This window comes from Nocardioides sp. GXQ0305 (genome assembly GCF_050880345.1).
Classification (GTDB): Bacteria; Actinomycetota; Actinomycetes; order Propionibacteriales; family Nocardioidaceae; genus Nocardioides.
This window is the reverse complement of sequence record NZ_JBNYXG010000008.1, coordinates 19,558-45,176: the sequence shown is the minus strand read 5'-3', so window position 1 is coordinate 45,176 and position 25,619 is coordinate 19,558. Positions and strand designations below refer to the sequence as shown.

25 protein-coding genes are annotated in these 25,619 nt (G+C 73.0%); 10 read left to right on the top strand and 15 right to left on the bottom strand.

Going from position 1 to position 25,619, the window contains the following annotated elements; all coding sequences use genetic code 11:
• Positions 1-17: 17 nt before the first annotated feature.
• From ppdK to ACQ1X7_RS18015, 3 genes are read left to right on the top strand one after another with little or no spacing between them, the layout of a single operon-like run.
• Positions 18-2,717 carry a pyruvate, phosphate dikinase gene (gene ppdK / locus ACQ1X7_RS18025; protein ID WP_432479618.1) on the top strand — a complete coding sequence of 900 codons (2,700 nt, stop codon included), beginning with the start codon at positions 18-20 and terminating at the stop codon, positions 2,715-2,717.
• A gap of 32 nt (positions 2,718-2,749) precedes the next feature.
• Entirely contained in the window at positions 2,750-3,019 is a 270-nt protein-coding gene (locus ACQ1X7_RS18020) for a hypothetical protein (protein ID WP_432479617.1), read from the top strand.
• Positions 3,016-3,345 carry a universal stress protein gene (locus ACQ1X7_RS18015; RefSeq protein ID WP_432479616.1) on the top strand — a complete coding sequence of 110 codons (330 nt, stop codon included), beginning with the start codon at positions 3,016-3,018 and terminating at the stop codon, positions 3,343-3,345. Before ACQ1X7_RS18020 ends, ACQ1X7_RS18015 begins: the two co-directional genes overlap by 4 nt.
• Here the strand turns inward: ACQ1X7_RS18015 and ACQ1X7_RS18010 are convergent.
• Entirely contained in the window at positions 3,342-4,292 is a 951-nt protein-coding gene (locus ACQ1X7_RS18010; protein ID WP_432479615.1) for a tetratricopeptide repeat protein, read from the bottom strand. The genes ACQ1X7_RS18015 and ACQ1X7_RS18010 overlap by 4 nt on opposite strands.
• A gap of 98 nt (positions 4,293-4,390) precedes the next feature.
• Here ACQ1X7_RS18010 and ACQ1X7_RS18005 point away from each other — a divergent pair, with 98 nt between their 5' ends.
• Entirely contained in the window at positions 4,391-5,161 is a 771-nt protein-coding gene (locus ACQ1X7_RS18005; RefSeq protein WP_432479614.1) for a sulfotransferase domain-containing protein, read from the top strand.
• 12 nt (positions 5,162-5,173) lie between these two features.
• On the opposite strand, the gene ACQ1X7_RS18000 is transcribed toward ACQ1X7_RS18005, so the two are convergent.
• The 9 genes from ACQ1X7_RS18000 to ACQ1X7_RS17960 all read right to left on the bottom strand — a co-directional run bounded on the left by ACQ1X7_RS18000 (position 5,174) and on the right by ACQ1X7_RS17960 (position 14,284).
• Positions 5,174-6,892, bottom strand: a complete 1,719-nt coding sequence (locus tag ACQ1X7_RS18000) for an acyl-CoA mutase large subunit family protein (protein WP_432479613.1) — start codon at positions 6,890-6,892, stop codon at positions 5,174-5,176.
• Positions 6,893-6,931: 39 nt separating this feature from the next.
• The gene (locus ACQ1X7_RS17995) at positions 6,932-7,480 is read right to left on the bottom strand and encodes an MmcQ/YjbR family DNA-binding protein (protein ID WP_432479612.1); all 549 of its coding nucleotides are present in this window, start codon (positions 7,478-7,480) and stop codon (positions 6,932-6,934) included.
• Between the two features lie 7 nt (positions 7,481-7,487).
• On the bottom strand, positions 7,488-7,976 hold the full coding sequence (locus tag ACQ1X7_RS17990; RefSeq protein ID WP_432479611.1) for a MarR family winged helix-turn-helix transcriptional regulator: 489 nt from the start codon (positions 7,974-7,976) through the stop codon (positions 7,488-7,490).
• A 9-nt stretch (positions 7,977-7,985) separates the two neighbouring features.
• Positions 7,986-8,444: a PH domain-containing protein gene (locus ACQ1X7_RS17985; RefSeq protein WP_432479610.1), complete on the bottom strand. Its 459-nt coding sequence runs from the start codon at positions 8,442-8,444 to the stop codon at positions 7,986-7,988.
• A gap of 77 nt (positions 8,445-8,521) precedes the next feature.
• A complete protein-coding gene (locus tag ACQ1X7_RS17980; protein ID WP_432479609.1) occupies positions 8,522-8,692 on the bottom strand; it encodes a hypothetical protein in 171 nt (56 codons plus the stop codon).
• Positions 8,693-8,776: 84 nt separating this feature from the next.
• Complete coding sequence (locus tag ACQ1X7_RS17975) at positions 8,777-10,825, bottom strand: sensor histidine kinase (protein ID WP_432479608.1); 2,049 nt, start codon at positions 10,823-10,825, stop codon at positions 8,777-8,779.
• 83 nt (positions 10,826-10,908) lie between these two features.
• Positions 10,909-12,027, bottom strand: a complete 1,119-nt coding sequence (locus ACQ1X7_RS17970) for a glycosyltransferase family 4 protein (protein ID WP_432479607.1) — start codon at positions 12,025-12,027, stop codon at positions 10,909-10,911.
• Between the two features lie 88 nt (positions 12,028-12,115).
• On the bottom strand, positions 12,116-13,081 hold the full coding sequence (gene meaB / locus ACQ1X7_RS17965) for a methylmalonyl Co-A mutase-associated GTPase MeaB (protein WP_432479606.1): 966 nt from the start codon (positions 13,079-13,081) through the stop codon (positions 12,116-12,118).
• A 6-nt stretch (positions 13,082-13,087) separates the two neighbouring features.
• Positions 13,088-14,284, bottom strand: coding sequence for an acetyl-CoA C-acetyltransferase (locus ACQ1X7_RS17960; protein WP_432479605.1), 1,197 nt, complete (start codon positions 14,282-14,284; stop codon positions 13,088-13,090).
• A gap of 136 nt (positions 14,285-14,420) precedes the next feature.
• Here ACQ1X7_RS17960 and mce point away from each other — a divergent pair, with 136 nt between their 5' ends.
• The 4 genes from mce (at position 14,421) to ACQ1X7_RS17940 (ending at position 18,808) form a co-directional block, all read left to right on the top strand.
• Entirely contained in the window at positions 14,421-14,858 is a 438-nt protein-coding gene (mce, locus tag ACQ1X7_RS17955) for a methylmalonyl-CoA epimerase (protein WP_432479604.1), read from the top strand.
• A 90-nt stretch (positions 14,859-14,948) separates the two neighbouring features.
• Complete coding sequence (gene ccrA / locus ACQ1X7_RS17950) at positions 14,949-16,289, top strand: crotonyl-CoA carboxylase/reductase (protein WP_432479603.1); 1,341 nt, start codon at positions 14,949-14,951, stop codon at positions 16,287-16,289.
• A gap of 117 nt (positions 16,290-16,406) precedes the next feature.
• Positions 16,407-17,690: a hypothetical protein gene (locus tag ACQ1X7_RS17945; RefSeq protein ID WP_432479602.1), complete on the top strand. Its 1,284-nt coding sequence runs from the start codon at positions 16,407-16,409 to the stop codon at positions 17,688-17,690.
• 5 nt (positions 17,691-17,695) lie between these two features.
• Positions 17,696-18,808 (top strand): AI-2E family transporter, encoded by a 1,113-nt coding sequence (locus ACQ1X7_RS17940; protein WP_432479601.1) that lies wholly within the window; start codon positions 17,696-17,698, stop codon positions 18,806-18,808.
• Positions 18,809-18,820: 12 nt separating this feature from the next.
• Here ACQ1X7_RS17940 and ACQ1X7_RS17935 read toward each other — a convergent pair whose 3' ends face one another.
• Entirely contained in the window at positions 18,821-19,771 is a 951-nt protein-coding gene (locus ACQ1X7_RS17935; protein ID WP_432479600.1) for an EamA family transporter, read from the bottom strand.
• 39 nt (positions 19,772-19,810) lie between these two features.
• On the opposite strand from ACQ1X7_RS17935, the gene ACQ1X7_RS17930 reads away from it, so the two are divergent.
• The gene (locus ACQ1X7_RS17930; RefSeq protein WP_432479599.1) at positions 19,811-20,344 is read left to right on the top strand and encodes a CGNR zinc finger domain-containing protein; all 534 of its coding nucleotides are present in this window, start codon (positions 19,811-19,813) and stop codon (positions 20,342-20,344) included.
• A 13-nt stretch (positions 20,345-20,357) separates the two neighbouring features.
• On the opposite strand, the gene ACQ1X7_RS17925 is transcribed toward ACQ1X7_RS17930, so the two are convergent.
• The 4 genes from ACQ1X7_RS17925 to ACQ1X7_RS17910 are packed head-to-tail and all read right to left on the bottom strand — an operon-like array spanning position 20,358 to position 22,981.
• A complete protein-coding gene (locus ACQ1X7_RS17925) occupies positions 20,358-21,146 on the bottom strand; it encodes an alpha/beta fold hydrolase (protein ID WP_432479598.1) in 789 nt (262 codons plus the stop codon).
• 9 nt (positions 21,147-21,155) lie between these two features.
• Entirely contained in the window at positions 21,156-21,965 is an 810-nt protein-coding gene (locus ACQ1X7_RS17920) for an endo alpha-1,4 polygalactosaminidase (RefSeq protein ID WP_432479597.1), read from the bottom strand.
• 42 nt (positions 21,966-22,007) lie between these two features.
• Positions 22,008-22,760 carry a hypothetical protein gene (locus ACQ1X7_RS17915; protein WP_432479596.1) on the bottom strand — a complete coding sequence of 251 codons (753 nt, stop codon included), beginning with the start codon at positions 22,758-22,760 and terminating at the stop codon, positions 22,008-22,010.
• A gap of 47 nt (positions 22,761-22,807) precedes the next feature.
• Positions 22,808-22,981: a hypothetical protein gene (locus ACQ1X7_RS17910; RefSeq protein WP_432479595.1), complete on the bottom strand. Its 174-nt coding sequence runs from the start codon at positions 22,979-22,981 to the stop codon at positions 22,808-22,810.
• Between the two features lie 222 nt (positions 22,982-23,203).
• Here ACQ1X7_RS17910 and ACQ1X7_RS17905 point away from each other — a divergent pair, with 222 nt between their 5' ends.
• Positions 23,204-25,618, top strand: coding sequence for a LuxR C-terminal-related transcriptional regulator (locus tag ACQ1X7_RS17905; protein WP_432479594.1), 2,415 nt, complete (start codon positions 23,204-23,206; stop codon positions 25,616-25,618).
• Position 25,619: the final 1 nt, after the last annotated feature.

The following is a 25,619-nucleotide window of genomic DNA, read 5'->3' as shown; positions in this document are numbered from 1 at the left end:
CGCGGAATCATCCCCCCATGGGCTACGTCTTCGACTTCGCAGAGGGCAACAAGGACCAGCGCGACCTGCTCGGCGGCAAGGGGGCCAACCTCGCCGAGATGACGAACCTCGGGCTGCCGGTGCCCCCCGGCTTCACGATCACCACCGAGGCCTGTCGCGCCTACCTGCAGGAGGGAGGCCCGGAGGAGGCGGAGACCGACGCGCTGGCGTCGGAGGTGTCCGACCACCTCTCGGCCCTGGAGGAGCGGATGGGACGCCGACTGGGCGACGCCGAGGACCCGCTGCTGGTGAGCGTGCGCTCGGGCGCCAAGTTCTCGATGCCCGGGATGATGGAGACGGTGCTCAACATCGGGCTCAACGACGAGTCGGTCTCGGGGCTGGCCAAGCAGAGCGAGGACGAGCGCTTCGCCCAGGACTCCTACCGCCGGCTGCTGCAGATGTTCGGCGCCACGGTGCTCGACATCGACTCCGAGCACTTCTCCGAGGCGCTCGACGCCGCCAAGAAGGCGAAGGGGACCGAGAACGACCTCGACCTCGAGGCCGACGACCTGCGCTCGCTGGTCGAGGACTTCAAGGGGATCGTCCAGGAGTACGCCGGCCGGCCGTTCCCGCAGGACCCGCGCGAGCAGCTCGACCTCGCGGTCCACGCGGTCTTCGACTCGTGGAACACCGACCGGGCGCGGCTCTACCGCCGCCAGGAGCGGATCCCCGAGGACCTCGGCACCGCCGTCAACATCCAGGCGATGGTCTTCGGCAACTTCGGCATGGACTCCGGCTCCGGGGTCGCGTTCACCCGTGACCCGGCGAGCGGGTCGCAGGGCGTCTACGGGGACTACCTGCAGAACGCGCAGGGCGAGGACGTCGTCGCCGGCATTCGCAACACGGTGTCGCTGGCCGACTTCGAAAAGGTCGACCAGGGGTCCTACGACGACCTGATGCGGATCATGACCCGGCTCGAGCGCCACTACCGCGACATGTGCGACATCGAGTTCACCGTCGAGCGGGGGAAGCTCTGGATGCTGCAGACCCGGGTCGGCAAGCGCACCCCGGAGGCGGCGTTCCGGATCGCGATCCACATGGTCGACGAGGGCCTGATCGACATGGACGAGGCGGTGCTGCGCGTGTCCGGCGCCCAGCTCGCCCAGCTGATGTTCCCGCGCTTCGACGAGACCGCCGACCGGAACCTGATCGCCACGGGCATGAACGCCTCGCCCGGTGCCGCGGTCGGCAAGGCGGTCTTCGACTCCGACACGGCCGTGGCGTGGACCGAGCGTGGGGAGGACGTGATCCTGGTCCGCAAGGAGACCAACCCCGACGACCTGCGCGGGATGGTCGCGGCCAAGGGGATCCTCACCAGCCGCGGCGGCAAGACCTCGCACGCCGCCGTCGTCGCGCGCGGCATGGGCCGAACCTGCGTGTGCGGAGCCGAGTCGCTCGACGTCGACGCGAAGCGGAAGGAGGTCCGGGTCCGCGACGGCGACACCATCCAGGAGGGCGACGTGCTGTCGATCGACGGCACGACCGGTGAGGTGTTCGCCGGCGAGGTGCCGGTGTCGGACTCCCTCGTGGTCCGGCACTTCGAGGGCGAGTCGGTCGACGACGACCTGGTGGCGGCCGTGGGCCGGATCATGGCCCACGCCGACGGCGCCCGCCGGCTGCGGGTGCGCGCCAACTCCGACACCCCCGACGACTCCTCGCGGGCTCGTCGCTTCGGGGCGCAGGGCATCGGCCTGTGCCGCACCGAGCACATGTTCCTCGGTGACCGCCGCGAGCTCGTCGAGAAGCTGATCGTCGCCGAGGACGAGGAGAGCCAGACCGCTGCCCTCGACGAGCTGCTGCCGCTGCAGCGGCAGGACTTCACCGAGATCTTCGAGGCCATGGACGGCCTCCCGGTGACGATCCGGCTGATCGACCCCCCGCTCCACGAGTTCCTGCCCGACCTCACCGACCTGTCGGTCAAGGTCGCGCTGGCCGAGGCCGAGCAGGCCGACGACGGGGGTGGGGGCTCCGAGGAGCTCGAGCACGACCGGGTGCTGTTGCAGCACGTGCGGCGGCTCCACGAGCAGAACCCGATGCTCGGGCTGCGAGGCGTCCGGCTCGGCATCCAGATCCCCGGCCTGTTCGAGATGCAGGCCCGGGCGATCCTGGAGGCTGCGGCCGACTACGCCGCGGAGGGCGGCCGACCACTGCCCGAGATCATGATTCCGCTGGTGGCCAGCGTCCGTGAGCTCGACGTCGTCAAGGCCGACATCCTCGCCGTCGCCGACCAGGTCCAGGCCGACCGCGGCGTCCGGGTCGACTTCAAGGTCGGCACCATGATCGAGCTCCCCCGGGCGGCCTTCCTCGCCGACCGGATCGCAGCCTCGGCGGAGTTCTTCTCCTTCGGCACCAACGACCTGACCCAGATGGCGTGGGGCTTCTCGCGCGACGACGTCGAGGCGGCGTTCTTCTCGCGCTACTTCGACCACGGGATCTTCGACGTCTCGCCGTTCGAGTCGCTCGACCAGCTCGGGGTCGGCGGCATGGTCGAGATGGGCACCACCAAGGGCCGCGAGGCCCGGCCGGACCTCAAGGTCGGGATCTGTGGCGAGCACGGGGGCGACCCGCGATCGATACACTTCTTCGACGCCGTCGGGCTCGACTACGTCTCGTGCTCGCCGTTCCGGGTCCCCGTGGCCCGGCTCGAGGCGGGGCGTTCGGTGCTGGCGCGACGCTAGCCGCCCGCCGGCGGTGCGAGAGGGGGGCGCCCGTGGTCACGACCGAGCCCGGCAAGCCGGCCAGTCTGAAGGCCGATGCCATCGGCTTCGTCGACGCCCTGGTGATCGGCCTCGCTGCCACCTCACCGGCGTACTCGCTCGCGGCCGTGATCGGCCCGATCGCGGCCCTGGTGGGCGTCTACGCGCCCGGCGTGCTGCTCGCCAGCTTCGTCCCGATGGCGCTGATCGCGACCGCCTTCCTCTACCTGAACCGAGTCGACCAGGACTGCGGCACCACCTTCGCTTCGGCGAGCCGCTCGTGATCGTGTACGGCGCCGGCCCGCCCGGTGCCGTCGGCGAGGAGTTCGCGGCGCACCTGGACGCGCTGCGCGAGATCGGCCGCACCGCCCTCGAGCACGCCCTGAGCCGGGCCGAGGCGGCCGGGGTCACGGCCACCGTGGCGGTCGTCGACGCCAAGCCGGCCGAGGCGCTGGTGGCGGTCGCCGAGGAGCACGACGCGAGCGTGGTGGTCGTCGGGACCGAGGGCGAGAGCCCGCTCAGGGCAGCCATCATCGGCTCCACGCCGCACAAGCTGCTGCACCTCAGCACTCGACCCGTGCTGTGCGTGCCGCAGGAGCACCCCGGCTAGAACAGCGCCGAGGCCAGGTTCTGCCGACCCTTCAGCACGCGCGGGTCGTCGTTGCCGACCGCCCCGAACAGCCCGAGCAGGTGCTCGCGCGCGGCGTCGCGCTCGGAGCCCGACGTACGACGCACCAGCTCGACGAGCCGGTTGAACGCGTCGTCCACGTGACCGCCGAGCAGGTCGAGGTCGGCGACGAGGGTCTGGGCGGCGACGTCGTCCGGGGCGGCGGCGGCCGCCTCGCGGGCCTGCTGGAGGTCGACCCCCCGGGTGCGCTGGAGCACCTGCGCCATCGCCAGGCCGGCAGCGGCCTCGGCGTCGGCGGGGTTGGCGTCGACGAGCTTCTGGTACTCCGCCACGGCGCCGTCGACGTCGTCGTTCTCGAGCGCGGCCTGCGCGGCGGCGTACCGGGGGTCGACGGCGGGCTGCTCCGCGTCCTCACCGGCGGCCTGCGGCTGGGGGCTGCGCGGCTGGTGCCGCCCCGTGACGCCCTGCGCGGTGAGCTGCTGGAGGACCTGGGTGAGCGCGGTGCGCAGCTCCTCGCGCGACACGGCGTCCTGGAGCAACGGCATCGGGCGGCCGTCGAGCACCGCCACCACCAGGGGCACGGAGGGGATCTGCATGGCCTGCGCGATCTGCGGGGTGGCGTCGATGTCGACCAGCCCGGCCAGGAACCGGCCCTCGAACTCCCCCGAGAGCGCCTCGAGGTCGTCGGCCAGACGGGCGCTCTCGGGCGAGCGGCTGCGCGAGTAGAACGCCAGCAGCACCGGGGCCGTCATCGACGCCTCGACGGTGGCCTGGAAGTTCTGCTCGGTCACCGTCACGGCGTACGCCGAGAGGGCACCCCCCGGGGCACCGCCGGCCGGGGCGCCGGGTGCTCCCGGCCCGGAGGCGGAGGCCTGACCGAGGCCGGAGAGGTCGACGGCACCGGGACGGCTGAAGGGCTGCTGGGTCATGCCGACATCCTAGGGACGACACGCCCGCCGGCGGCGGGTCGGGGTGCCGTAGGGTGGCGTCCCGGACCCGGCAGGGATGCCGAACCGGAAGGACTGCCATGACCTTGCCCACGTTCCTGATCGCGGGCGCCCAGAAGTGCGGCACGACCTCCTTGGCGGGGGCGGTGCGGAAGCATCCGGAGGTCCACCTCTCGCGGCGCAAGGAGCTGCACTTCTTCGACCGCCGCTTCGACCGCGGGCTCGACTGGTACGAGTCGCAGTTCACACCGAAGCGCCACCACACACAGGTGGGCGAGGCGACGCCCGCCTACATGTACGACGCGGCCGCCCGCGAGCGCCTGACAAAGACCCTGCCCGACGCGAGGATCGTGATCATCCTCCGCAACCCCGTCGACCGCGCCTACTCGCACTACTGGCACAAGCGCCGCCTGGGTGACGAGCCCCTGCCCACGTTCGAGGAGGCGATCGCCGCCGAGCCGGAGCGGCGCGCCCGCGACGCCGTCCGGGCCCGGATCGGCTTCGCGTACGTCGACCGCGGCCACTACATCGACCAGATCGAGGACCTGGTGGCCCGCCACGACCGGGAGCTCGTCCACGTGCTGCTGCTCGACGACCTCGTCGGCGACCGGGTGGCCACCATGCGGTCACTCCTGGAGTTCCTCGACGTCGACCCGGGACCGGCCGAGACGCTCGAGGTCCGCAAGCGCAACCCCTACCGGGTCACCACCGACGAGGGCACCACCGAGTCGGTCGAGTACACCCCCATGTCCCCGGAGACCCGGGCCCGGCTGACCGATGTCTACGCCGGGTCCAACGCCCGGCTCGCCGAGTTCCTCGGTCGGGACCTGTCGGCCTGGCAACAGCCCTGAGCCGCCGTCGGCTCAGAACCGGGCCGGCTCGCGGTACTCGCCCCACTCGGCCCGGAGCGCGTCGCAGATCTCACCCAGGGTGGCCTCCGCGCGGCAGGCGTCGAGCATCGCCTCGATCATGTTGTCCTCGGTCCGGCCGACCTCGACCATCCGGCGGATCGCCGCGTCGACGGAGTCCTGGTCGCGCCCGGCCCTCCGCTCGGCGAGGATCCGGACCTGCTCGACCTCGACCTCGTGGCTGACCCGCAGGATCTCGAGCTCGTGGGTCACCGAGTGCTCGTGGCAGTTGACGCCGACGATCCTCTTGTCGCGCTTCTCCAGCGCGGTCTGGTACTGGAAGGCCGCCTCGGCGATCTCGGACATGAACCAACCGTCCTCGATCCCGCGCAGCAGGCCGCGGGTGACGGGGTTCTCGTCGTTGCGGGTCGCCTCGGCCAGCGCCTCGGTGTCGGCGTGGGTGAGCGTGCTCCCTCCCATGGCCAGGATCCGGTCGAAGATCGCGTTGGCCTCGGCCTCGATCCGGTCGGTCAGCGCCTCGACGTACCAGCTCCCGCCCAGCGGGTCGGCCACGTTGACGACACCGGTCTCCTCCATGATCACCTGCTGGGTCCGCAGCGCGATCTCGGCGGCCTGCTCGCTCGGCAGGGCCAGCGTCTCGTCGAGGGCGTTGGTGTGGAGGCTGTTGGTGCCCCCCAGCACGGCCGAGAGCGCCTCGATGCCGGTGCGGACCACGTTGTTGTAGGGCTGCTGCGCGGTCAGGCTGACGCCCGCGGTCTGGGTGTGGAACCGCAGCCACTGGGCCTTCTCGGTCTGCGCGCCGTAGACGTCGCGCAGCCAGCGCGCCCAGATCCGGCGCGCGGCCCGGAACTTGGCGATCTCCTCGAAGAAGTCGACGTGGGCGTCGAAGAAGAAGCTCAGGCCCGGGGCGAACCGGTCGACGTCGAGCCCACGGGACAGGCCGAGCTCGACGTACCCGAACCCGTCGGCGAGGGTGAAGGCCAGCTCCTGCGCAGCCGTCGAGCCGGCCTCGCGGATGTGGTAGCCGGAGACCGAGAGCGGCTTGTAGTCCGGGATCCTCTCGGCGCAGTACTCCATCAGGTCGCCGATCAGCCGCAGGTGGGGCTCGGGCTCGAAGAGCCACTCCTTCTGCGCGATGTACTCCTTGAAGATGTCGGTCTGGAGGGTGCCGTTGAGGGTCGTGGTGTCGACGCCCGCGCGCTCGGCAGCGACCAGCATCATGCAGAAGACGGGGACCGCCGGGCCGCTGATGGTCATCGACGTGGTGACGGCGCCGAGGTCGATGCCGCGGAACAGGGTCTCCAGGTCGGCGACGGAGTCGACGGCGACGCCGCAGTGGCCGACCTCCCCCACGCTCTGGGGGTCGTCGGAGTCGCGCCCCATCAGGGTCGGCATGTCGAAGGCCACCGACAGCCCGCCGCCGCCGCGACCCAGGATCATGTGGTAGCGCTCGTTGGTCTGCTCGGCGTTGCCGAACCCGGCGAACTGCCGGATGGTCCAGGTCCGGCCGCGGTAGCCGGTCGGGTAGAGGCCGCGCGTGAACGGGAACTCCCCCGGCCACTCGGACGTGTCGGTGCCGTAGGCGGGCTCCACCTCGAGGCCCGACAGCGTCGTGAAGTCGGCGTCCCGGACCCGGCCGGCGTCCTGGGCGGCCTCGTAGCGGGACTGCCAGCGCGCACGCGCGCCTTCGGCGGTGGTGACCTCGTCGCTCATGGTCGAATAGTAGGACGTCCTACTAAATCCACCAAGCCGTCAGCGTACCCACCGGTAGACCTGACCGTCCCGCACCTCCACCTGCGCGGGAGGCCGCGCACGCGGGTGGGCCCGAAGGTGCTCGAGCACCCTGCTGCGGCCGCGGAGGTGGACGTCGCGGTCCGTCCAGTGGAGGTGGGGGTGCAGCAGCGGACGGAGCTCGCCCCACTCCCCCGCGTCGATCGCCGCCCAGGCCGCCGCCGTGGGCGACGGCTGCTCCGGCAGCTCGTGCAGCATCCGCGGCACGCACATCCGCCAGGCGTCGGTGACCAGCTCCCGCATCTCCTGGGGGTCGAGCCGGTCGAGGTGGGCGCACACCCACGGGAACCGCAGGTCCGAGGTCGGTGGGAGGAAGAACGTCTCGGGGTCGGAGGCGACCAGTCCGTCGCGCTGGTCCCTCGGGAACCCGAAGCCCATGTCGCGCTCGTCCCGCGAGAAGGCGACGTACACGATCTGCCCGATCCGCAGCTTCCACTGGCTCCGGACCTCCGCCTCGTAGGTGCGCGGCAGCGCCAGCCCCACCCGGCGTACGTCGTCGGAGGTGACCACGGACGCCTCAGAAGTCGCCGGCCGCGTGCCGGACCGGCGCGAGCAGCTCCGAGATCGCCCGCAGCTGTCCGTCGTCGAGGGCGCCCAGGGCGAAGTCGTCACCCACCAGGTCGCGGGTGGCGGCCTCCACGACGGCCCGCCCCTCCGGGGTGATCTCGGCCAGCACCGCCCGACCGTCGTCGGGGTGGGGACGTCGGGCGACGAACCCGGAGGCCTCCAGCCGCTGCACGATCGAGGTGACCGAGGTCGGGTGGACCTGGAGCCGCTCCCCCATCTTGCCGAGCGGCAGCGAGCCGCGGGAGGAGAAGACGAGGAGCACCAGGGCCTCGTAGCGCGCGAAGGTGAGCCCGTGGGGCTTGAGGATCGCGTCGAGCCGGCCGATGACGAGCTGCTGGACGCGCATCAGCGAGGTGACGGCGTGCATGGCCGGGACACGGTCCCAGCGCCGGCCCCACTGCCGGGCCGCCTCGTCGATCGGGTCGAAGGCGAGCGCCATGCGGTGACCCTAGTTCACGACGCGGGGCCCCCGGAGGCCCGACCGCTGGACCACGCGCTGGATGGCGAGGTCCCGCTCGTCGGGGCGACCGACGTACCGGATGTCGCGCAGCCCCTGCTCCTGGGCGGCCGACTCGAACACGAAGTGGCCGAAGCCCAGCAGCCGGCCGTGGAACGGCTTGTGCACGGTGATGTCGAGGATCCGGTGGAGGGGCATCGTGGCGAGCCGGGTGGACAGCACCCCGTGGATCCGGAACACCCGCATGTTCGTGATCACGAAGCGGTCCCGGTGCTCGCGGAGGTAGCCCCAGCCGGCATGGGCGAACAGGCCGATCGCGAGCAGCAGCGGGACCGCCGAGAGGTCGACCGGGACGACCGAGGTGGCCGCCACCAGCAGCACCGCGAGCACCGTCTCGAGCAGCGGGACGACGTACGCGGTCCAGTGGTGGTGCACCACGTCGACGATCACCTCCCCCTCGTCCCGCAGGAGGTGGCGGCCGATGTCGTCGTCGACCGCGCGCCGCCGTGCGCCCGGGATCCGGGGACTCAGAGCAACGCCCCGAAGAACCGGATCACGGCCTGGAACAGGTCCTCGGCGAGCTCCCAGGTCTGGGCGGCGGCCGCCTTGGCGGCGCCGGCGAGGCCCCCGGGGTCGGTGAACATCCAGAAGCCGAGGAACACCACGACCACGGCAAGGAGAGCCTTCTTGGCGCTCATGGGGGGAGAGCTCCGTCCTGTTCGGGGGCACAGGTCGTCCCTCATCATGGCGGGAGCCGGTCGGTGCCACAAAGCGGCGCGCCGTCAGGCGGTCGGCAGGGTGAAGCTCACCCGGGTGCCGGGAGCGTGGCTCTCGTCGACCCAGATCCGTCCCCCGTGCCTGCTCACCGCGCGCTCGCAGATCGCCAGGCCCAGACCGGTGCCGCTGTAGTCGACCGCGTGTGCCCGCGCGAAGCTGTCGAACACCCGCTGGCGCATGGCCGGCGGGATGCCGATCCCGTTGTCGGCCACCGACACCTCCAGCACGCCCTCTCCCGGCACCGCGGTGACGGCGACCTGCGGCCGGACGCCCGGCGCGACGTACTTGACCGAGTTGCCGACCAGGTTGTCGAGCAGCTGGCGCACCAGCGGCCGGTCGGCCCGCACCCGCATCCCGGGCTGGACCGAGATCCGGGGCCGGGTGTCCCCCTCGCGCCGCAGCTCGGCCACCTCGTCGGCCAGCTCGCTGAGGTCGACGTCGACGATGTCGAGCGGGCGGTCGCGGGCGACCGTGAACGCGAGCAGGTCGTCGATGAAGTGGTGCATCTGGTCCGAGGCACCCTGCACCCGCGCCAGCATCGAACCGAGCACGGCGGCGTCGGGCTCGTCGTCGGCCTCGAGCTCCTCGCGCAGGCTCTCGGTCCAGCCGCGGACGACGGTCAGGGGGTTCTTGAGGTCGTGGGCCACCACGCCCGCGAAGGACACCAGCTGGTCCCGCTCCTCGTGCTCGCGGGTGACGTCACGCAGCGTGTTGACCACGACCGGCCGCGGGTCACCGTCGAGGCCGTGCACCGGCACCGAGGTGACCTCGAGGGTCCGCAGCTCCCCCGTGCCGGTGCGGACCCGGACGGTCTCCCGGATCACGCTCTCGCCGTCGCGCGCCCGCGAGTGGGGCATCTCCGGCACCGCGAGGGGGTCGCCGGACTCGGACACCAGGACGGGCTGGCCGGGTCGGGTCGGGTCGGCGTGCAGGAATCCCCCCTCTCCGGTCATCCGGTGCACCGCGGGGTTGCGGACGGCGTAGGTGTCGTCGGCCGTGATCACGCTGACGCCCTCGGCGAGGTGCTCGATCACGGCGGAGAACAGGGCCGCCCGCGAGTCGGCCTCGCGCTCGGCGGCCAGCGCCCGCTGGACGGCGGCCCGCCGCTCCTCGGTGCCGAGGGAGATCGCCAGTGCGGCGAGCACCTGGGTGATGAGGAACCCCTGGGCGATCGCGGCGCGCGTCATCGGGTCCGGCTCGGCGAGGAACACGCCCTGGCCGGTGAGCGTCGCGACCACGCCGACCGACCCGAGCACGAAGGCGAACAGCACCGCCGCCAGCGGCGGCAGCCGGAACGCCGCCCACACCGTGCAGAGCACCAGCGTGAAGGCGAACGGCGTGGGGTCGGGGGCGAATGCCGCGGAGGCCAGCAGCGTGGTGGCGAGCAGCACGCCGACGGTCTCGACGACGCGCCACGTCGGGTGGACGGCGCGCTCGCGGTCGAACCACCCCCGCAGCGACGTCCACGCGGTGCGCGGCAGGCCGAGGAGGCCCAGGGCACCGAGGCCGATGATCCAGCTGAGGTTCCGGACGGCGGTGAACCACACCTCCTGCACCTCGAGCGGGGGCACCAGGCCCAGGCCGGTGCCGCGCAGCACGGCGACCAGGGCGGCGCTGGTGGCGCAGGCGGCGCCGAAGGCGGCCAGGTCCCGCAGCCGGCTCAGCGGCCGCTCCCCGCCCCCTCCCCACACGTCGGGGGCCAGCCGACGCATGGTGGTGACCCAGGTCGCGCCGGCGACCAGCGCCAGGAGCACCGCGACCACGACCTCCGGGCCGGTGCTGCCGTTGACGAGCAGCGAGATCGCCGTCGCGGCGGCGAGGCCGACCGCGTCCCAGGGCCAGGTCCTGCGGCGACCGGTGGCGAGCCACAGCACCGCCACGCCGTAGAGCGGCCACACCAGGCTGACGCCCAGCTCCTCGTCGAAGCTGAGCCGGCCGATGTCACCGGCGACGTAGGCGGCGACGGAGAATGCGCCGAACCGCGCCGGGGCAGCCGCCCGGACCCGGTGGCCGGCGACCGGCACGACCGGCAGCGCGCCGACGCGGAGGGACATGGAGGCGATTATCGCGTGCGCGGGCGTCCGCCGCGGGCGCATCCACCGAATGGTGCCCCGGTCGGCCGTAAGGAGCCGGAAGCTCAGGCCGCGGCCGGCCGGTGCCGGACCAGGACCGCCCGGTAGTGCTGCTCGACCAGGTCGTGGACCAGGCGCGGCCAGGACCGGTCCTGCACCTGCTCGTGCGCAGCGGCGGCCAACCGGGCCCGCAACGGCGCGTCGCGGGCCACCGCCGCGACCGCCCGCCACAGCGAGAGCGGGTCGTCGGGGTCGACGAGCAGGCCGGTCCGGCCGTGCTCGACGAGGTCGAGCGGCCCGCCTGCCGCCGCCGCGACCACCGGTACGCCGCTGGCCTGGGCCTCCTGCACGGTCTGGCAGAACGTCTCGTGGCGCCCCGGGTGGACGAACACGTCGAGCGTGGCGAACGCGGTCGCGAGGTGGGAGCCGCCGAGCCGCCCCGTGAAGTGGGCGCCCGGCAGGTGGCGACCCAGCCACTCACGCTCCGGCCCGTCCCCGACCACGACCAACCGGATGCCGGGCAGCTCCGACAGCACGGCCAGGCGCCGTACCTCCTTCTCCGGTGCCAGCCGGCCGACGTAGCCCACGAGCAGGTCGCGGCCACCGCGCGAGAGGACGGCGTGCCGGGCCGGGTCGCGCCGGTCCGGTTCGAAGAGGTCCAGGGACACACCGCGGCGCCACACGTGGAGGTCACGGACGCCGAGGCGCTCCAGCTGGTCGTGGGACGCACGCGAGGGGACGAGGGTGCGGTCCGCGCGTCGGTGCAGGTGGCCGATCCAGCGGTCGAGCAGCAGGTCGGCGCGGACTCCGTAGTAGCGGGCGAAGCCTCCGACGTCGGTCTGGTAGACCGCCACGGACGGGACCCCGAGCCGTCTCGCGGCGCGCAGCCCGGCGGCACCCACCACCAGCGGGGAGGCGAGGTGGACCACGTCGGGGGCGAACTCGGCCAGCGACCGCTCGACGGCCGCATCCGGGAGGCCGACCGGGAACGAGCGGTAGCCGGGCAGGCCGACCGACCGGACCCGGGTGACCGGGGTCCCGAGGTGGTGGGTCGGCCCGGGGCCCGGCGCCACCACGAGGGTCTGGTGGCCGAGGCGGCTCAGCTGCTCGGCGACGTGGCGGACCGAGTTGGCGACACCGTTGACCTGGGGCAGGAACGACTCCGTGACGATGGCGATGCGCACGGCCTCACCGTGGCGACGCCGGGTGAACGGTCGGTGATCGCTGCGGGCGTGTCGGGCGACCGGTGGACGCCCGTCGTGTGACCGCGGGTCAGTCGGTGAAGGTCGCGAGCAGCTCGTCCGCCGCGGCGTAGGGGTCCCGCTCCGCCGCCACGACCGCTGCCGCGAGCCCGTCGAGCTCGCTGCGGCCGTGGACGTCGCCCCAGCGCTCCCGCAGGGCGGTGACGGCGATGGCCTCGATCTCGTCACGTGCGCGGCGGGTCCGTCGGGCCTCGAGCTCACCGGAATCGGTCAGCCACGCGTGGTGGCGGTCGATCTCCGCCACCACCTCGTCGAGGCCCTCGCCACGGGAGGCGACGGTCTTGACGATCGGCGGCCGCCAGGAGCCCTCGGGACGGTCCGCCAGGGCGAGCATCGACCGCAGCTCGCGGCGTACCTGGTCGGCACCGTCGCGGTCGGCCTTGTTGATGACGTAGACGTCGCCGATCTCGAGGATGCCGGCCTTGGCGGCCTGGATGCCGTCGCCCATCCCCGGCGCCAGCAGCACCAGCGTGGTGTCGGCGAGGCCGGCGACGTCGACCTCGCTCTGGCCCACACCGACCGTCTCGACGAGGACCACGTCGCAGCCGGCCGCGTCGAGCACGCGCAGCGCCTGCGGCGTGCTCCACGACAGGCCGCCCAGGTGGCCGCGCGAGGCCATCGACCGGATGTAGACCTCCGGGTCGAGGGCGTGGTCCTGCATCCGGACCCGGTCGCCGAGCAGGGCGCCGCCGGAGAAGGGCGACGACGGGTCGACCGCCAGGACCCCCACCCGCTTGCCGGCCCTGCGCAGCTCGCCGACCAGGGCACTGGTGGACGTCGACTTGCCCACGCCGGGAGAGCCGGTCACCCCGACGACCTGCGCGTTGCCGGTGTGGGGAACCAGCCCTGCCATCACCTCCCGCAGCAGCGGCGAGGCGTCCTCGACGAGGGAGATCAGGCGGGCGACGGCGCGGGCGTCACCGCTCCGGGCTCGCTCGACCAGCTCCGGGACGTTGCCGGAGGAACGGCGCCCCACCGCGGATCAGGCGGGGACGCGGATGATGAGGGCGTCGCCCTGGCCGCCGCCCCCGCAGAGCGCGGCGGCGCCGGTGCCGCCCCCGCGCCGCTGGAGCTCGAGCGCGAGGTGCAGCACGATCCGGGCCCCGGACATCCCCACCGGGTGGCCGAGCGCGATCGCGCCGCCGTTGACGTTGACCTGGTCCTCGGACGCCCCGAGCTGCCGGGCGGACTCGATCCCGACCGCGGCGAAGGCCTCGTTGAGCTCGAACAGGTCGATGTCGGAGACCGCGATGCCCTCCTTGCCGGCCGCCTTCTCGATGGCGCGGGCGGGCTGCAGCTGGAGGGTGGAGTCGGGGCCGGCCACCTGGCCGTGTGCGCCGATCTCGGCGAGCCAGGTGAGGCCGAGCTCCTCGGCCTTCGCCCTGCTCATGACGACGACCGCGCAGGCGCCGTCGGAGATCTGCGACGCCGAGCCGGCGGTGATCGTCCCCTCCTTCGACACCGGGCGCAGGCCGGCGAGCCCCTCGACCGTCGTGTCGCCGCGCACGCCCTCGTCCTCGGACACGACCACGTCGCCCTTGCGGGTGCTGATGGTCACGGGCACGACCTCGTCGTCGAAGAGCCCGTTCTTCCACGCGAGCGCGGCCCGCTGGTGGGACTGGGCGGCGAACGCGTCCTGCTCCTCGCGGGTGAGGTGGGCGCCGGCGGCGTTGCAGGACTCGGTCAGGTTGATCATCGCCTGCCCGGTGGCCTGGTCGTAGAGCGCGTCGTAGGCCATCGAGTCGACCAGCGTGGTGTCGCCGTACTTGAAGCCCGAACGCGACTTGGGCAGCAGGTGCGGGGCGAGGGTCATCGACTCCATGCCGCCGGCCACGACGATGTCGTGCTCGCCCGCGCGGATCATCTGGTCGGCCATGGCGATGGCGTTGATGCCCGACAGGCACACCTTGTTGATCGTGATCGACGGCATCGTCATCGGCAGCCCAGCGGCGATGCCGGCGGTGCGGGCGGGGTTCTGCCCGGCACCGGCGAGGATCACCTGGCCCATGACGAGGTAGTCGACCTGGTCCGGCTGGACGCCCGCCCTGTCGAGGGCACCCTTGATGGCCACGCCACCCAGCTCCGCGGCGGAGAGGTCCTTCAGACCGCCCAGCAGCCGGCCGATGGGCGTACGTGCCCCGGCGACGATGACGCTGGTGGGTCGAGCGGGGTCGGACATGGTGGTGCCTTTCGTCGCCGGCGGTGACTTCTCCTTGTGACGATACCCACCGTCCCGGCCGCCCGGCAGGGCCCCTGCCGTGAGGAACTGCTCACACCGACTCGCGCGCCGCGGTCCCGCCCGCCACCATGACGTCATGGACGCACCGCTGGACCTCCCCGAGCACCTGTTCACCGCCGTCGACCACGTCGGGATCGCCGTCCCGGACCTCGACGAGGCGATCGCGTTCTACCGCGACACCTACGGCATGCGGGTGGTCCACGAGGAGACCAACGAGGAGCAGGGCGTGCGCGAGGCGATGGTCGCCGTGGGCGGGACCGACACCTGCCTCCAGCTGCTCGCCCCGCTGTCGCCGGACTCGACCATCGCGAAGTTCCTCGAGCGCTCCGGCCCCGGCCTGCAGCAGCTGGCGTTCCGGGTGACCGACGTCGAGCAGGTCGCCACCGTGCTCCGGGAGCGCGGCCTGCGGCTGCTGTACGACGAGCCTCGCCGGGGCACCGCCGGCAGCCTGGTGAACTTCGTCCACCCCAAGGACGCCGGCGGCGTGCTGGTCGAGCTGGTGCAGCCCGCTTGAGACCGTGGCATGGGGTCCGTCACACCGGGCTGCGCTGCGCATTACCCGTCGGTATGTTCGGGCCACCATCCCCGTCGCCGAGGAGTGACCGTGCAGCAGATCCTGGACGCCATCGAGTCCAGCGAGGCCACCGCCGAGGACTTCGCCCAGCTGACCGTGCCCGAGGCCTACCGGGCCGCCTTCGTCCGGAAGGACGAGGTCGACATGTTCGAGGGGCAGGCCAGCAAGGACAAGGACCCCCGCCGGTCGCTGCACGTGGAGGACGTGGCGCTGCCCGAGCTCGGGCCGGGCGAGGCGCTGGTCGCCGTGATGGCCTCGGCCATCAACTACAACACCGTCTGGACCTCGATCTTCGAGCCCGTCTCGACCTTCGGCTTCCTCGAGCGCTACGGCCGGCTCTCGGACCTGACCAAGCGGCACGACCTCCCCTACCACGTGGTCGGCTCCGACCTCGCCGGCGTGGTGCTCAGGACGGGTGCCGGGGTCACGAAGTGGCGGCCCGGCGACCGCGTGGTGGCGCACTGCCTGTCGGTCGAGCTGGAGTCGCCGGACGGCCACAACGACACGATGCTCGACAACGAGCAGCGGATCTGGGGGTTCGAGACCAACTTCGGCGGGCTCGCCGACGTGGCGCTGGTCAAGGCCAACCAGCTGATGCCGAAGCCGGAGCACCTCACCTGGGAGGAGGCCGCCTCCCCCGGCCTGGTCAACTGCACGGCGTACCGCCAGCTCGTGAGCCGCAACGGCGGTGACATGAAGCAGGGCGACAACGTCCTGATCTGGGGCGCCTCGGGCGGTCTCGGCGGCTTCGCCACCCAGTACGCCCTCAACGGTGGTGCCACGCCCGTCTGCGTGGTGTCGAACGACGAGAAGGCCGGGATCTGCCGCTCGATGGGCGCCGAGCTGATCATCAACCGGTCCGAGGAGGGCTACCGGTTCTGGAACGAGGAGGGGACGGCCCAGGACCCGAGGGAGTGGAAGCGGTTCGGCGCCAAGATCCGGGAGCTCACCGGCGGCGAGGACATCGACATCGTGTTCGAGCACCCGGGCCGGGAGACCTTCGGCGCCAGCGTCTACGTCACCCGCAAGGGCGGCACCATCACCACCTGCGCCTCGACCTCGGGCTACATGCACGAGTACGACAACCGGTACCTCTGGATGAACCTCAAGCGGATCATCAGCTCCCACTTCGCGAACTACCGCGAGTCGTGGGAGGCCAACCGGCTGATCGCCCAGGGCAGGATCCACCCGACCCTGTCCGGCACCTACCCGCTCGAGGAGGTCGGCCGGGCCGCGCTCGACGTCCACCACAACAAGCACCAGGGCAAGGTCGGCGTGCTCTGCCTGGCCCCGACCGAGGGGCTCGGCGTCCGCGACGAGGAGATGCGCGCCACGCACCTGGAGGCGATCAACCGGTTCCGCGGAGTGTGACCGGCACGTGACCGAAAACCCGGTGCCCGACCCGCGGGCCGGGGTGGGATCGGCGCCCTCCATCGGCGACACTGGGGACGAGCCCCACCCGAGCACAGCGGAAGAGGTACTTCGCCCATGAGCGACAGCGGTCTGTCCATCTTCGACGACGACGAGCGGGAGCCGGGATCCGACGACGCGCGAACGGACAACGCCGACGGCGAGGCGACCCAGGTGATCCCCGCGGTGGGCGGCACCGCCGCCGCCGGCGGGAAGTCGGGCAAGCCCGCCCCCGGGCCGTCCGACGAGCGACCGGCTGAGCGGACCCGTCAGGTGCCCGCCGTGCCGGCCGATCCACCGGCCGCGAAGCCGCAGGCCCCGGCCGCCCCCGCGCCCCCGGCCGCAGCCCCGCCGGCCGCTCCCGCCGCCGTCAGCTTCCCGGTCGTCCGCAGGGGTGGCTACGACAAGTCCGCGGTCGACTCCCGGGTCCGGCAGCTCGCCAGCGAGAAGGCCGGGCTGTCGTCGAGCCTGACCGAGTCCGAGAAGCGGGTGCTGGAGCTGGAACGGCAGCTCGAGGAGACCCGCACCCAGCTCCAGGAGAACCTCAACCCGTCGTACGCCGGCCTCGGCGGCCGCGCCTCGGCCATGCTGCGCCTCGCCGAGGAGGAGGCGGCCGACGTCCGCTCCGCCGCCGAGCGCGACGCCCAGGAGATCCGCGAGCAGGCGTCCCACGACGCGGACGCCGTCCGCGCCGACGCGGCCCGTGAGGCCGAGGACGTCCGGCTGGTGCAGCTGAAGGAGATCGACGACGCCCGTGCGCGGCTGGTCGACGAGGCCGAGCGGGAGCGCGAGCTCGCCCGCGCCGAGGCCGCCGACACCCTCGCCTCGGCGCAGCGCGAGGCCGACCAGATGCGGTTGGCCGCCCAGCAGGAGACCAACGACCTGCGGACGGGCGCCAAGCGCGAGGCCGAGGCGGCCCGCGCTGCGGCCGACCGCGAGGTGCAGGAGGCGCGGCGGGCGCTGGCGGTCGAGAAGGAGCGGCTCGCCAAGGAGGCCGCCGACCACCACGACAACGCCACGGCCGAGACCCAGCGGCTGGTCGCCGAGGCCGAGGAACGGGCCGCGGCCGCCGAGCAGCGCACCCGCGACACGATCAAGCAGGCCAGCGAGTACCGCCAGCAGGCCCAGTCGGAGGCCGAGGCCTCCCTCGCCCGGGCGCGCCGCGAGGCCGAGCAGATCGTCGCCTCCGCCCGCAGCCAGGCCGACTCGATCACCGCCCACGGCACGGCGGAGGCCGACCGGTCGCTGGCGGCCGTCAAGGCCGAGGTGGAGCGCATGGAGAAGCGGCGCGACGCCATCTCGGCCCAGCTGAGCTCGCTGCGCGACGTGGTCGCCGGCTTCGGCGACGACGAGGACAAGTAGCCGGGATGGGGGTGGAGGAACCGCCTCCGGAGGAGCCGAAGAAGGAGGAGGCTCCGCCGGCACCCGTGGAGCCGCGTCGCGGCCGCAGCATGATCCAGCACACGCCGTTCGCGGTCGGGTTCTTCGGTGCGCTGGGCGCGGTCGTGGCGATCTTCCTGGCCCAGCAGCTGCAGTCGATCTCCTCGATCCTGGTCCTCCTGGTGATGGCGCTGTTCCTCGCCATCGGGCTCAACCCGCTGGTCGAGTGGTTCATGAGGCGCGGAGCGCGGCGGGGGGTTGCGGTGCTGGTCGTGCTGACCATGGTGCTGACCGTGCTCGTGCTGTTCGTGGGTGCGATCGCCCCGGTGATCAGCGACCAGATCGCCCTGATCACCGAGAGCGCCCCACGCTGGCTGCGTGAGCTGCAGGCGAACGACCTGGTCCAGCGGCTCGACGACCGGTTCGACATCGTCAGCAAGGTCGAGGAGTACGTCAGCAGCGGGGACTTCGGGCAGCAGGCCTTCGGCGGCGCGGTGGGCGTGGGCCTGGCGGTCGTGTCGGCCCTCGCCAACACCCTGATCGTGGTGGTGCTGATGATCTACTTCCTCAGCTCGCTGCCCGGCATCAAGAGTGCCCTCTACCGCCTGGCCCCGGCGTCCCGGCGTCCCCGGGTGAGCGACCTCGGTGACCGGATCATCCGCTCGATCGGGGCCTACGTCGCCGGCGCCTTCCTCGTGGCGGTGTGCGCCGGCCTCAGCACCCTGGTCTTCACGTTCATCGTCGGCCTGGGCGACTACGCGTTCGCCCTGGCGTTCGTGGTGGGGCTGTTCAGCCTGATCCCGGTCGTCGGCGCGTTCATCTCGGGTGCGCTGATCACTGCGCTCGCCCTCACGGTCTCCCCCACCGTCGCGCTGATCAGCCTCATCTACTACATCGCCTACCAGCAGTTCGAGGCCTACCTGATCTACCCGCGGATCATGGCGCGCTCGGTCGAGGTGCCGGGGGCGGTGACGGTCATCGCCGCGCTCGTCGGGGGCAGCCTGATGGGCATCATCGGCGCCGTGCTGGCCGTCCCGGTGGCGGCGGCGCTGCTGCTTCTCCACCGCGAGGTGTTCCTGACCCGCCAGGACGCACGCTGAGCCCGCAGGGTGTCACCGGCCGCGTGGCTCGCCCAGCTTGACCAGCACCACGCCCACGAGGATCAGCACGCCGCCCGCGAACTGCACCGTGGCCGGCACCTCGCCCAGGACCAGCCAGGCGGCGGCCAGCGCGAACAGCACCTCGGTGAGCGCGACGAACGACGCGAGCCGCGAGCCGAGCCGGCGACCTGCGGCGATCCCGGTGACGTAGGCCAGCGCCGCCGTGACCACGCCGAGGGCGACGGCTGCCGCCCACCACGGCACCTCGGTGCCGCCGTACGTCGCCGGAGCGGTCGACCACGTCATCTCCAGCAGGCCGACGGCACCCAGGGCCAGCAGCGAGACCGCGCCGACGACCATCCCTGCGGAGGCGAGCACGAGCAGGGGCAGGCCGTTGCCCTCCTGGGCCGACAGCACGAAGTAGGTGGCGACCCCGAGCATGGCGAGCAGCGCCCACAGAACGCCCACCGGGTGCAGGCCGGCGCCGGTGACGACGTCGAGCACCAGGACCAGGCCGCCGCCGGCGACCACGCAGCCGACGCCGATGAGCGGCGAGGGGCGCTGGCCGTGGCGCAGCCAGAGCCAGCCGATGACCAGCACCGGCGCGGTGTACTCGAGCAGCAGCGCGACGCCGACCTGGAGGTGCTGGACGGCGCTGAAGTAGGCGAACTGGGTGCCGGCGACCGCGACCAGCCCGTAGACGAGGAGCATGCGTGCGTTGGCGCGGAGCAGGTGCCACCGTCCCCGCAGCGCCAGCAGGCCGGGCGGCAGCAGCACCAGGGCGCCGACCACGATGCGGGCCGTGACGGCCGCGGCCGGGGTCCATCCGGCGTCGAGCAGTCCCTTGGCCAGCGTGCCGGAGAGTCCGAACGCGAACGCCGAGACGACCGCGAAGAGCACGCCTGTGGCGAACCGCGACGGCGGCGCCTGCAGCACCGGTGCGTCATGAGTCATCGTCGCCATGACGCATGACGCTACGCGACGAGCATGTAAGGTGTCAACATGGTTTTCGCCTATGACAGCGAGATCGCCCTGCAGTCCGCGGTCGAGCTGGTCAACACCGCCGAGGACCCGGACACGCTGACCACCGCCGCGGAGCTCGACGACTTCCTCGGTCGCTGGAGCTACACCGGCCGCCGGGACCGGACCCGGGCCGAGCTGGACGCCGTACGGGCGGTGCGGCCGCGGCTGCGCGAGCTGCTCGTCGCCGAGCGTGACGACGCGGCCGGGCTGGTCAACGGGATGCTCGAGGAGGTGTCGCTGCGACCGCAGCTCGTGCGCCACGACGAGTACGACTGGCACCTCCACGCGGTCGACTACGACGACCCGCTGGCCGAGAGGATCCTGGTCGAGACCGTGATGGCGATGATCGACGTGGTCCGCGTCGACGAGACGTCCCGGTTGTCGGTGTGCGCCGACGACACCTGCGAGGGGGTCGTCCTCGACCTGTCCCGCAACCGGTCGCGCCGCTACTGCTCCACCGCCTGCGGCAACCGCAACGCCGTCGCCGCCTACCGCGCCCGCCAGGCACGCTGACCCGTCGCCGAGGTCAGCGGAGGAACCGCCGCAGCACCTCGACGAAGACCTGCGGCTGCTCGGAGTGGACCCAGTGGCCGGCGCCCTTGATCGTGACCCGCCGGTTCGACGGGAACCACCGGTCCATGGCCGCGACGTAGTCGTCCTGCACGTAGCGCGAGTCGGCGCCCGCCACCCACAGCACCGGTCCGTCGTACGGCGCCACTCCGGCCAGCCGGTCCTCCGGCCACTCCCCCAGGGACGCGAGGTCGCGGCGGATCACGTCGAGGTTGAGCTGCCACGACCACTGCCCGTGGTCGTGGCGCAGGTTCTGCAGGAGGAACGACCGGACGGAGTCGTTGGGGACCGCCTCGCGCAGCTGCTCGTCGGCCTCGCCCCGCCGGTCGAGGGTCGCCAGGTCGACCGACTGCATCGCGTCGATGTAGACCCGGAACTCGTCGCTGTGCCGGTAGGTCACCGGGGAGACGTCGACGACCACCAGCCGCTCCACCAGCTCGGGATGGCGGAGCGCGACCAGCATCGCGATCTTCCCGCCCATCGAGTGGCCGACCAGCGCCGCCGGGTCGTCGGCGGACAGCAGCCCCGCGACCCGGTCGGCGGCGCCCGGGTAGTCGAAGCGCTCGGTCCACGCCGACCGGCCGTGGTCGGGCATGTCCACCAGCAGCGTCCGGTGGTCCCCGCTCAGCTGCTTGGCGATCTGGGTCCAGTTGCGGCCCTGCCCGAACAGACCGTGGCAGAAGACGACGAGCCCGCCCTCCTCGCCGTACGTCGTGGTGTGCAGGTCGCTCGCAGGTCCGGCCACCCGGCGAGGCTAGCCGGTCGCGGGGCACCACCGGCGGGTGCCGTCGGACGCCAGGGCCACGTCGCGGCGCAGCACGGGGAGCCGCTCGGCCCAGTCGCGGCACGCGTGTCGGAACGGTCGGCGCCGGTACTCCACGGGGAGCACCCGGTCGCCGTAGGTGTCGACGTAGTCGCCGCACTCGTCGTACTGCGCGCACTGCTCGGCGATCGCGAAGTCGTAGCCGACCCGGGTCCCGTCCCACTGCGCCCGGTTCTTCTGCGCCGCCGCGAGACCCGCGTCGTGGGCCCGCGCCACCAGCCGCTCGGCGTACGCGCGGGCGTCGGCGGCCGTGAGCAACCCCCGGCTGCGGGTGAACGAGTCGAGGTTGTCGTACTCGACGGCGTCGAAGCCGTCCTCGGCGCACCGGTCGGTCCAGCGCCCGACGATGCGGGCCAGCGCACGCCGCTTGGCCGCGGTCCGGAGGTCGAGGAGCCACTCACCCCAGTCGCCGTCGACGACCGGCTTGCCGTGCCGCTTCAGGACCAGGTGCCAGTGGTCCCGCCAGAAGCCCTTCTCGTCGGGCTGGGTCTGGAAGCCGTTGACGTAGCAGACGTCGTAGACGTCGCCGGCGAGCGGTTCGGCCCGGCGGTCGCGGACGACCACGTCCACCTCGTCGGGGACGGCCCGCACGCCACCGAGCTGGTAGTCCCAGGCGACACCCGTGGGCGGCGGCGCGGGCGCCACCTCGCCCGCGAGAGCGGGGGCCGGCCCGACGAGCAGCGCGAGGGCCAGCACCAGCCCGGACGCCAGCCGCAGGCCTCGGCGCAGCGTCGGTCGCATGGCCCGATCCTGCCCGGCCCGGGGGCCGGGTGGCGCCGTTCGCTAGAAGTCGAAGCCGTCGAACATGTCGCCGATGCCGCCGCCGATCTCGCCGATCCCGTCACCGATGCCCTCGGCCAGGCCGCCGAGGGCCTCGAACCCGCCGCTGAACAGCATGCCCATGAACATCCACTCCATCGGCCCGAAGGCGCCGAAGTAGCCCATGGCGTAGGGCTGGTAGGCGCGGCCGCCCTCGTAGTAGGGCACCCGCCGCGACCCGACCATGACCTGGCGGACGTCGGGCTCGGCGCCGGCGCGGACCCGCTCGGCGTCGAGGGCGCAGGCCGGTACGTCGCGCTGCGCGCCCCCGGGCGGGGTCCACGGCACGTCGGCGACCGACAGGCCGTGGCGCGGGTCGAAGAAGCACGGCGGACGTCGCGTCGGCAACGGCTCGCCGGCCACCCGTGCTGTGACGCAGGCGATGGCGTAGCGGCCGTCCTCGAGGATCTCGGTGACGTGCTTGACCTGCTCGGGCTCGGTGATCCGGTCGCCCGCGGTCTTGGCGGCCTCGTAGGAGTCGAGCGCGCGCTGGTAGTCGGCGTTCATGCCGGCGTCGAGCTCGTGACCGGCGAGCTCGAGGTCGAGCTCCTGGAGCTCCTCGCCGAGCGCCGTGATGTCCTCGAACACCAGCTTGCGCACCGGCTCGAGCTCGGCCTCCTTGCGCTCGAGCGCCTTGGCCCGGCGGGTGCGCCCCGTCACGGTCACGACGGCGGCGATCACACCGAGGATGACCAGCAGTCCGAGGAGCATGTCCATGTCCCGAGGATACGCGGGGGCTCCACGGGGTCACCCGGTCGTTGCGCTCAGGCCGACCAGAGCACGTACTCGGCCACGTCCTCGGCCCAGGAGCTCACCCCGCGCAGCTCGGGGCGACGTTCGAGGAGGTCGGCCAGGCCCAGGGTCCGGCGGCTCTGGAGGGCGAGGTCGCGCCCCTGGCGCGCGGCGGCAACGAGGTCGGAGGTCCGTACGTCGGTCATGGTCAGATCGTCGGCTCTCCCGGTGACAGGGGTGTTGCGCCGGCGTGTGCGGCGTGCGAACTCCCGGCCGCGCCCGACACCCCCACGAAATCTACGGACCGGCTGGGCCCTCCCCCGATAGGTCCAGCCGGTCCGTGTGTGGCTCAAGCCTTGCGCAGACGACCCGCGCCCGGCATCCGTAGACCTACGTATTTGCGGCGCGGCTGCCGTAGATTTCCCGTTGTGCTGAAACCGTGTCTCGGGAGGGAGGAGGTCCAGCGGCATCTGGCGGCCGCCCTCACCCGCTCCCGGTGGGTGACCGTGGTGGGGCCCCCCGGCTGCGGCAAGACCCTGCTCGTCGGACACGCCGTCGAGCCCGAGCCGGCGGTCTGGGTCGACGCCCGCGCCCTGCACAGCCTCGACGAGCTGCTCACCGCCTCCCTCGACGCGCTGGACACCGAGACCGCGCCGGGCGACGTCTGCGACGTCTCGCTCGCCCGCGAGCTCGACGGGTCCGCAGCGGTGCTGGTGCTCGACGGGCTCGACCTCGACACCCCCGGCGTGGGACCCGGACTGCAGCGACTCCTCGAGAGCACGGCGCATTCCCGGCTCGTGGCCACCTCCGTCACCACGGCCGGGCAGCCGGACGAGCGGGTGGTGCGCGTGGGTCCGTTGCCGCTCCCCCGGCCGGTCGGGCCACCGACCGGGCCGCTCGTCGAGCTGTTCCTGGCCAGGCTGGAGGCCGCCGGCGGGCCACCGGTCGACCTCGACGAGCACGGCCGGGAGGTCCACCGGCTGCTGCACGCCACCGGCGGGCTCCCGCTCCTCGTCGAGCAGGCAGCGGCGCAGGCCGCCGTCGTGGGCCTGGCCAACGCGACGCCGAGCAGCTCGCTGGCCGAGGCGGTGCGCGCGTCGTACGACCTGCTCGACGACAGCCAGCGCCGGTGCTTCCGCACCGTGGCGAGCATGCCGTGCCCGGTCGGGATCGACGTCGTCGGTCATCTGGTCGGGACGACCCGCGACCGCGCCGGCGGGCTGGTGACCGCCCTGGCTCGTCGCAGCCTGGTCGAGGTGTGGTCCGACGGCAGGGTCGACCTGCTGTCGCCGGTGCGCGACGCCGCCCTCGGGCTGGCCGGGGACGACGACCACGCGGCGGCCCTCGGCGGCCTGCTCCGGTGGGCCGACCGGGTGGCCCCCGACCACGACAACTTCGGCGCCGCCGACGAGCCCTGGCTCACCGACCTCCCCGCGATGCGACACGCGGTCCTCACCGCCTGCGCCTCGCCGGACACCCGCGACCTCGGCTACCAGCTGGCCAACCGGATCTTCTCCTCGCTGTACACCTCGATGCGCACCCGCGACGCCGTGGAGATCCTCGAGGCGGTGGTCACCAGCGGCGACGGCCCGCCCGCCATCGGTGCCCAGGTCGCCCGGCGCGCCGGCATCGCGGCCTCGGAGTCGCGTGGCACCTACGAGGGACTGTGGCTGCTCGAGCGTGCCGACCAGCAGGCCCAGACGGCGAGCCGTCCCGACGAGCAGCTCGCCAAGAACGCCTCGATCCGCGCCGAGATGCACCTCGACGCGGGCGACCTGCGGCAGGCCGAGCAGGAGGCGCTGCGCGCCGTGGAGCTCGACCCCGGCGGGTCCATCATCCGGCAGGTGACGCGCACCCTGGCCGACGTCTACGTCTCCAGCGGCCGGCTCGAGGAGGCCGGGGTCACGGCGCGGGAGGCGGTCCCGACCTCGGACGTCAACGACGAGCGCTGGATCACGCTCGCCGCGCGGACGCTGCTGGCCCGGGTCGCCGTCGAGCAGGGACGGACGGCGGAGGCACGAGCGGCCGCGCGGGCCGTGGTGGTCGAGGCGCAGAGCCTCGCCGAGGACCGCATCGGCCTGCTGGCCGGGACCCTGCTGCGCGACCTCGACCCGAGCTTCGTGCAGTCCGACGTCCCCCGGGAGACGTTGCCGTGGGCGGTCCGGCTGCCGGTGCTCGCCCAGGACGCCCGGGACCTGCTCCGCGCGGGCGACGTCCGGCACGCGGCGCGCATGGCTGCTGACCTGGTGGCCCTCGCCGACGGCGCGGGGCTGGGTCGCGACGCGGTGGCCGCGCGGCTGCTGCTCGGCCGCGCCCTGCTCGCCGCGGGTGACTCCGAGCAGGCTGCCAGCACGTTCATGGGCGCCCTCCACGACGCCGACCAGATGCCGATGCCGCTGCGGGTCGCCGACGCCCTCGACGGGCTCGCCTCGGTCGCCCAGGCCGACGGTCGACGGGAGGCACGTGCGCTGTCAGCGGCGGCGGCGGCCATCCGGCAGCCCCGGCGAGCGGTCGCCTGGGGCTACGCCGCGCGGCACCCGGTCGACCCGGCGCGGGCGGTCCCGGACGGCTGGCTGCGCGACGGAGACCTCACGAAGGAGGGTCACGAGGCCGTGGAGGCGGTGTTCTCCAGCACCGCGGACACGCCCTCGCGCTTCGACGTGCTGACCTCCGCGGAACGCCAGGTCGCCGACCGCGTGGCCGACGGCCTCACCAGCCGCCAGGTCGGCGAGGAGCTGTTCATCTCGCCGCGGACGGTGGACGCCCACCTGTCCCACATCTACCGCAAGCTCGGGATCAGCACCCGCGCGCGGCTGGCCGCGATGGTCGTCGACGAGCGGTAGG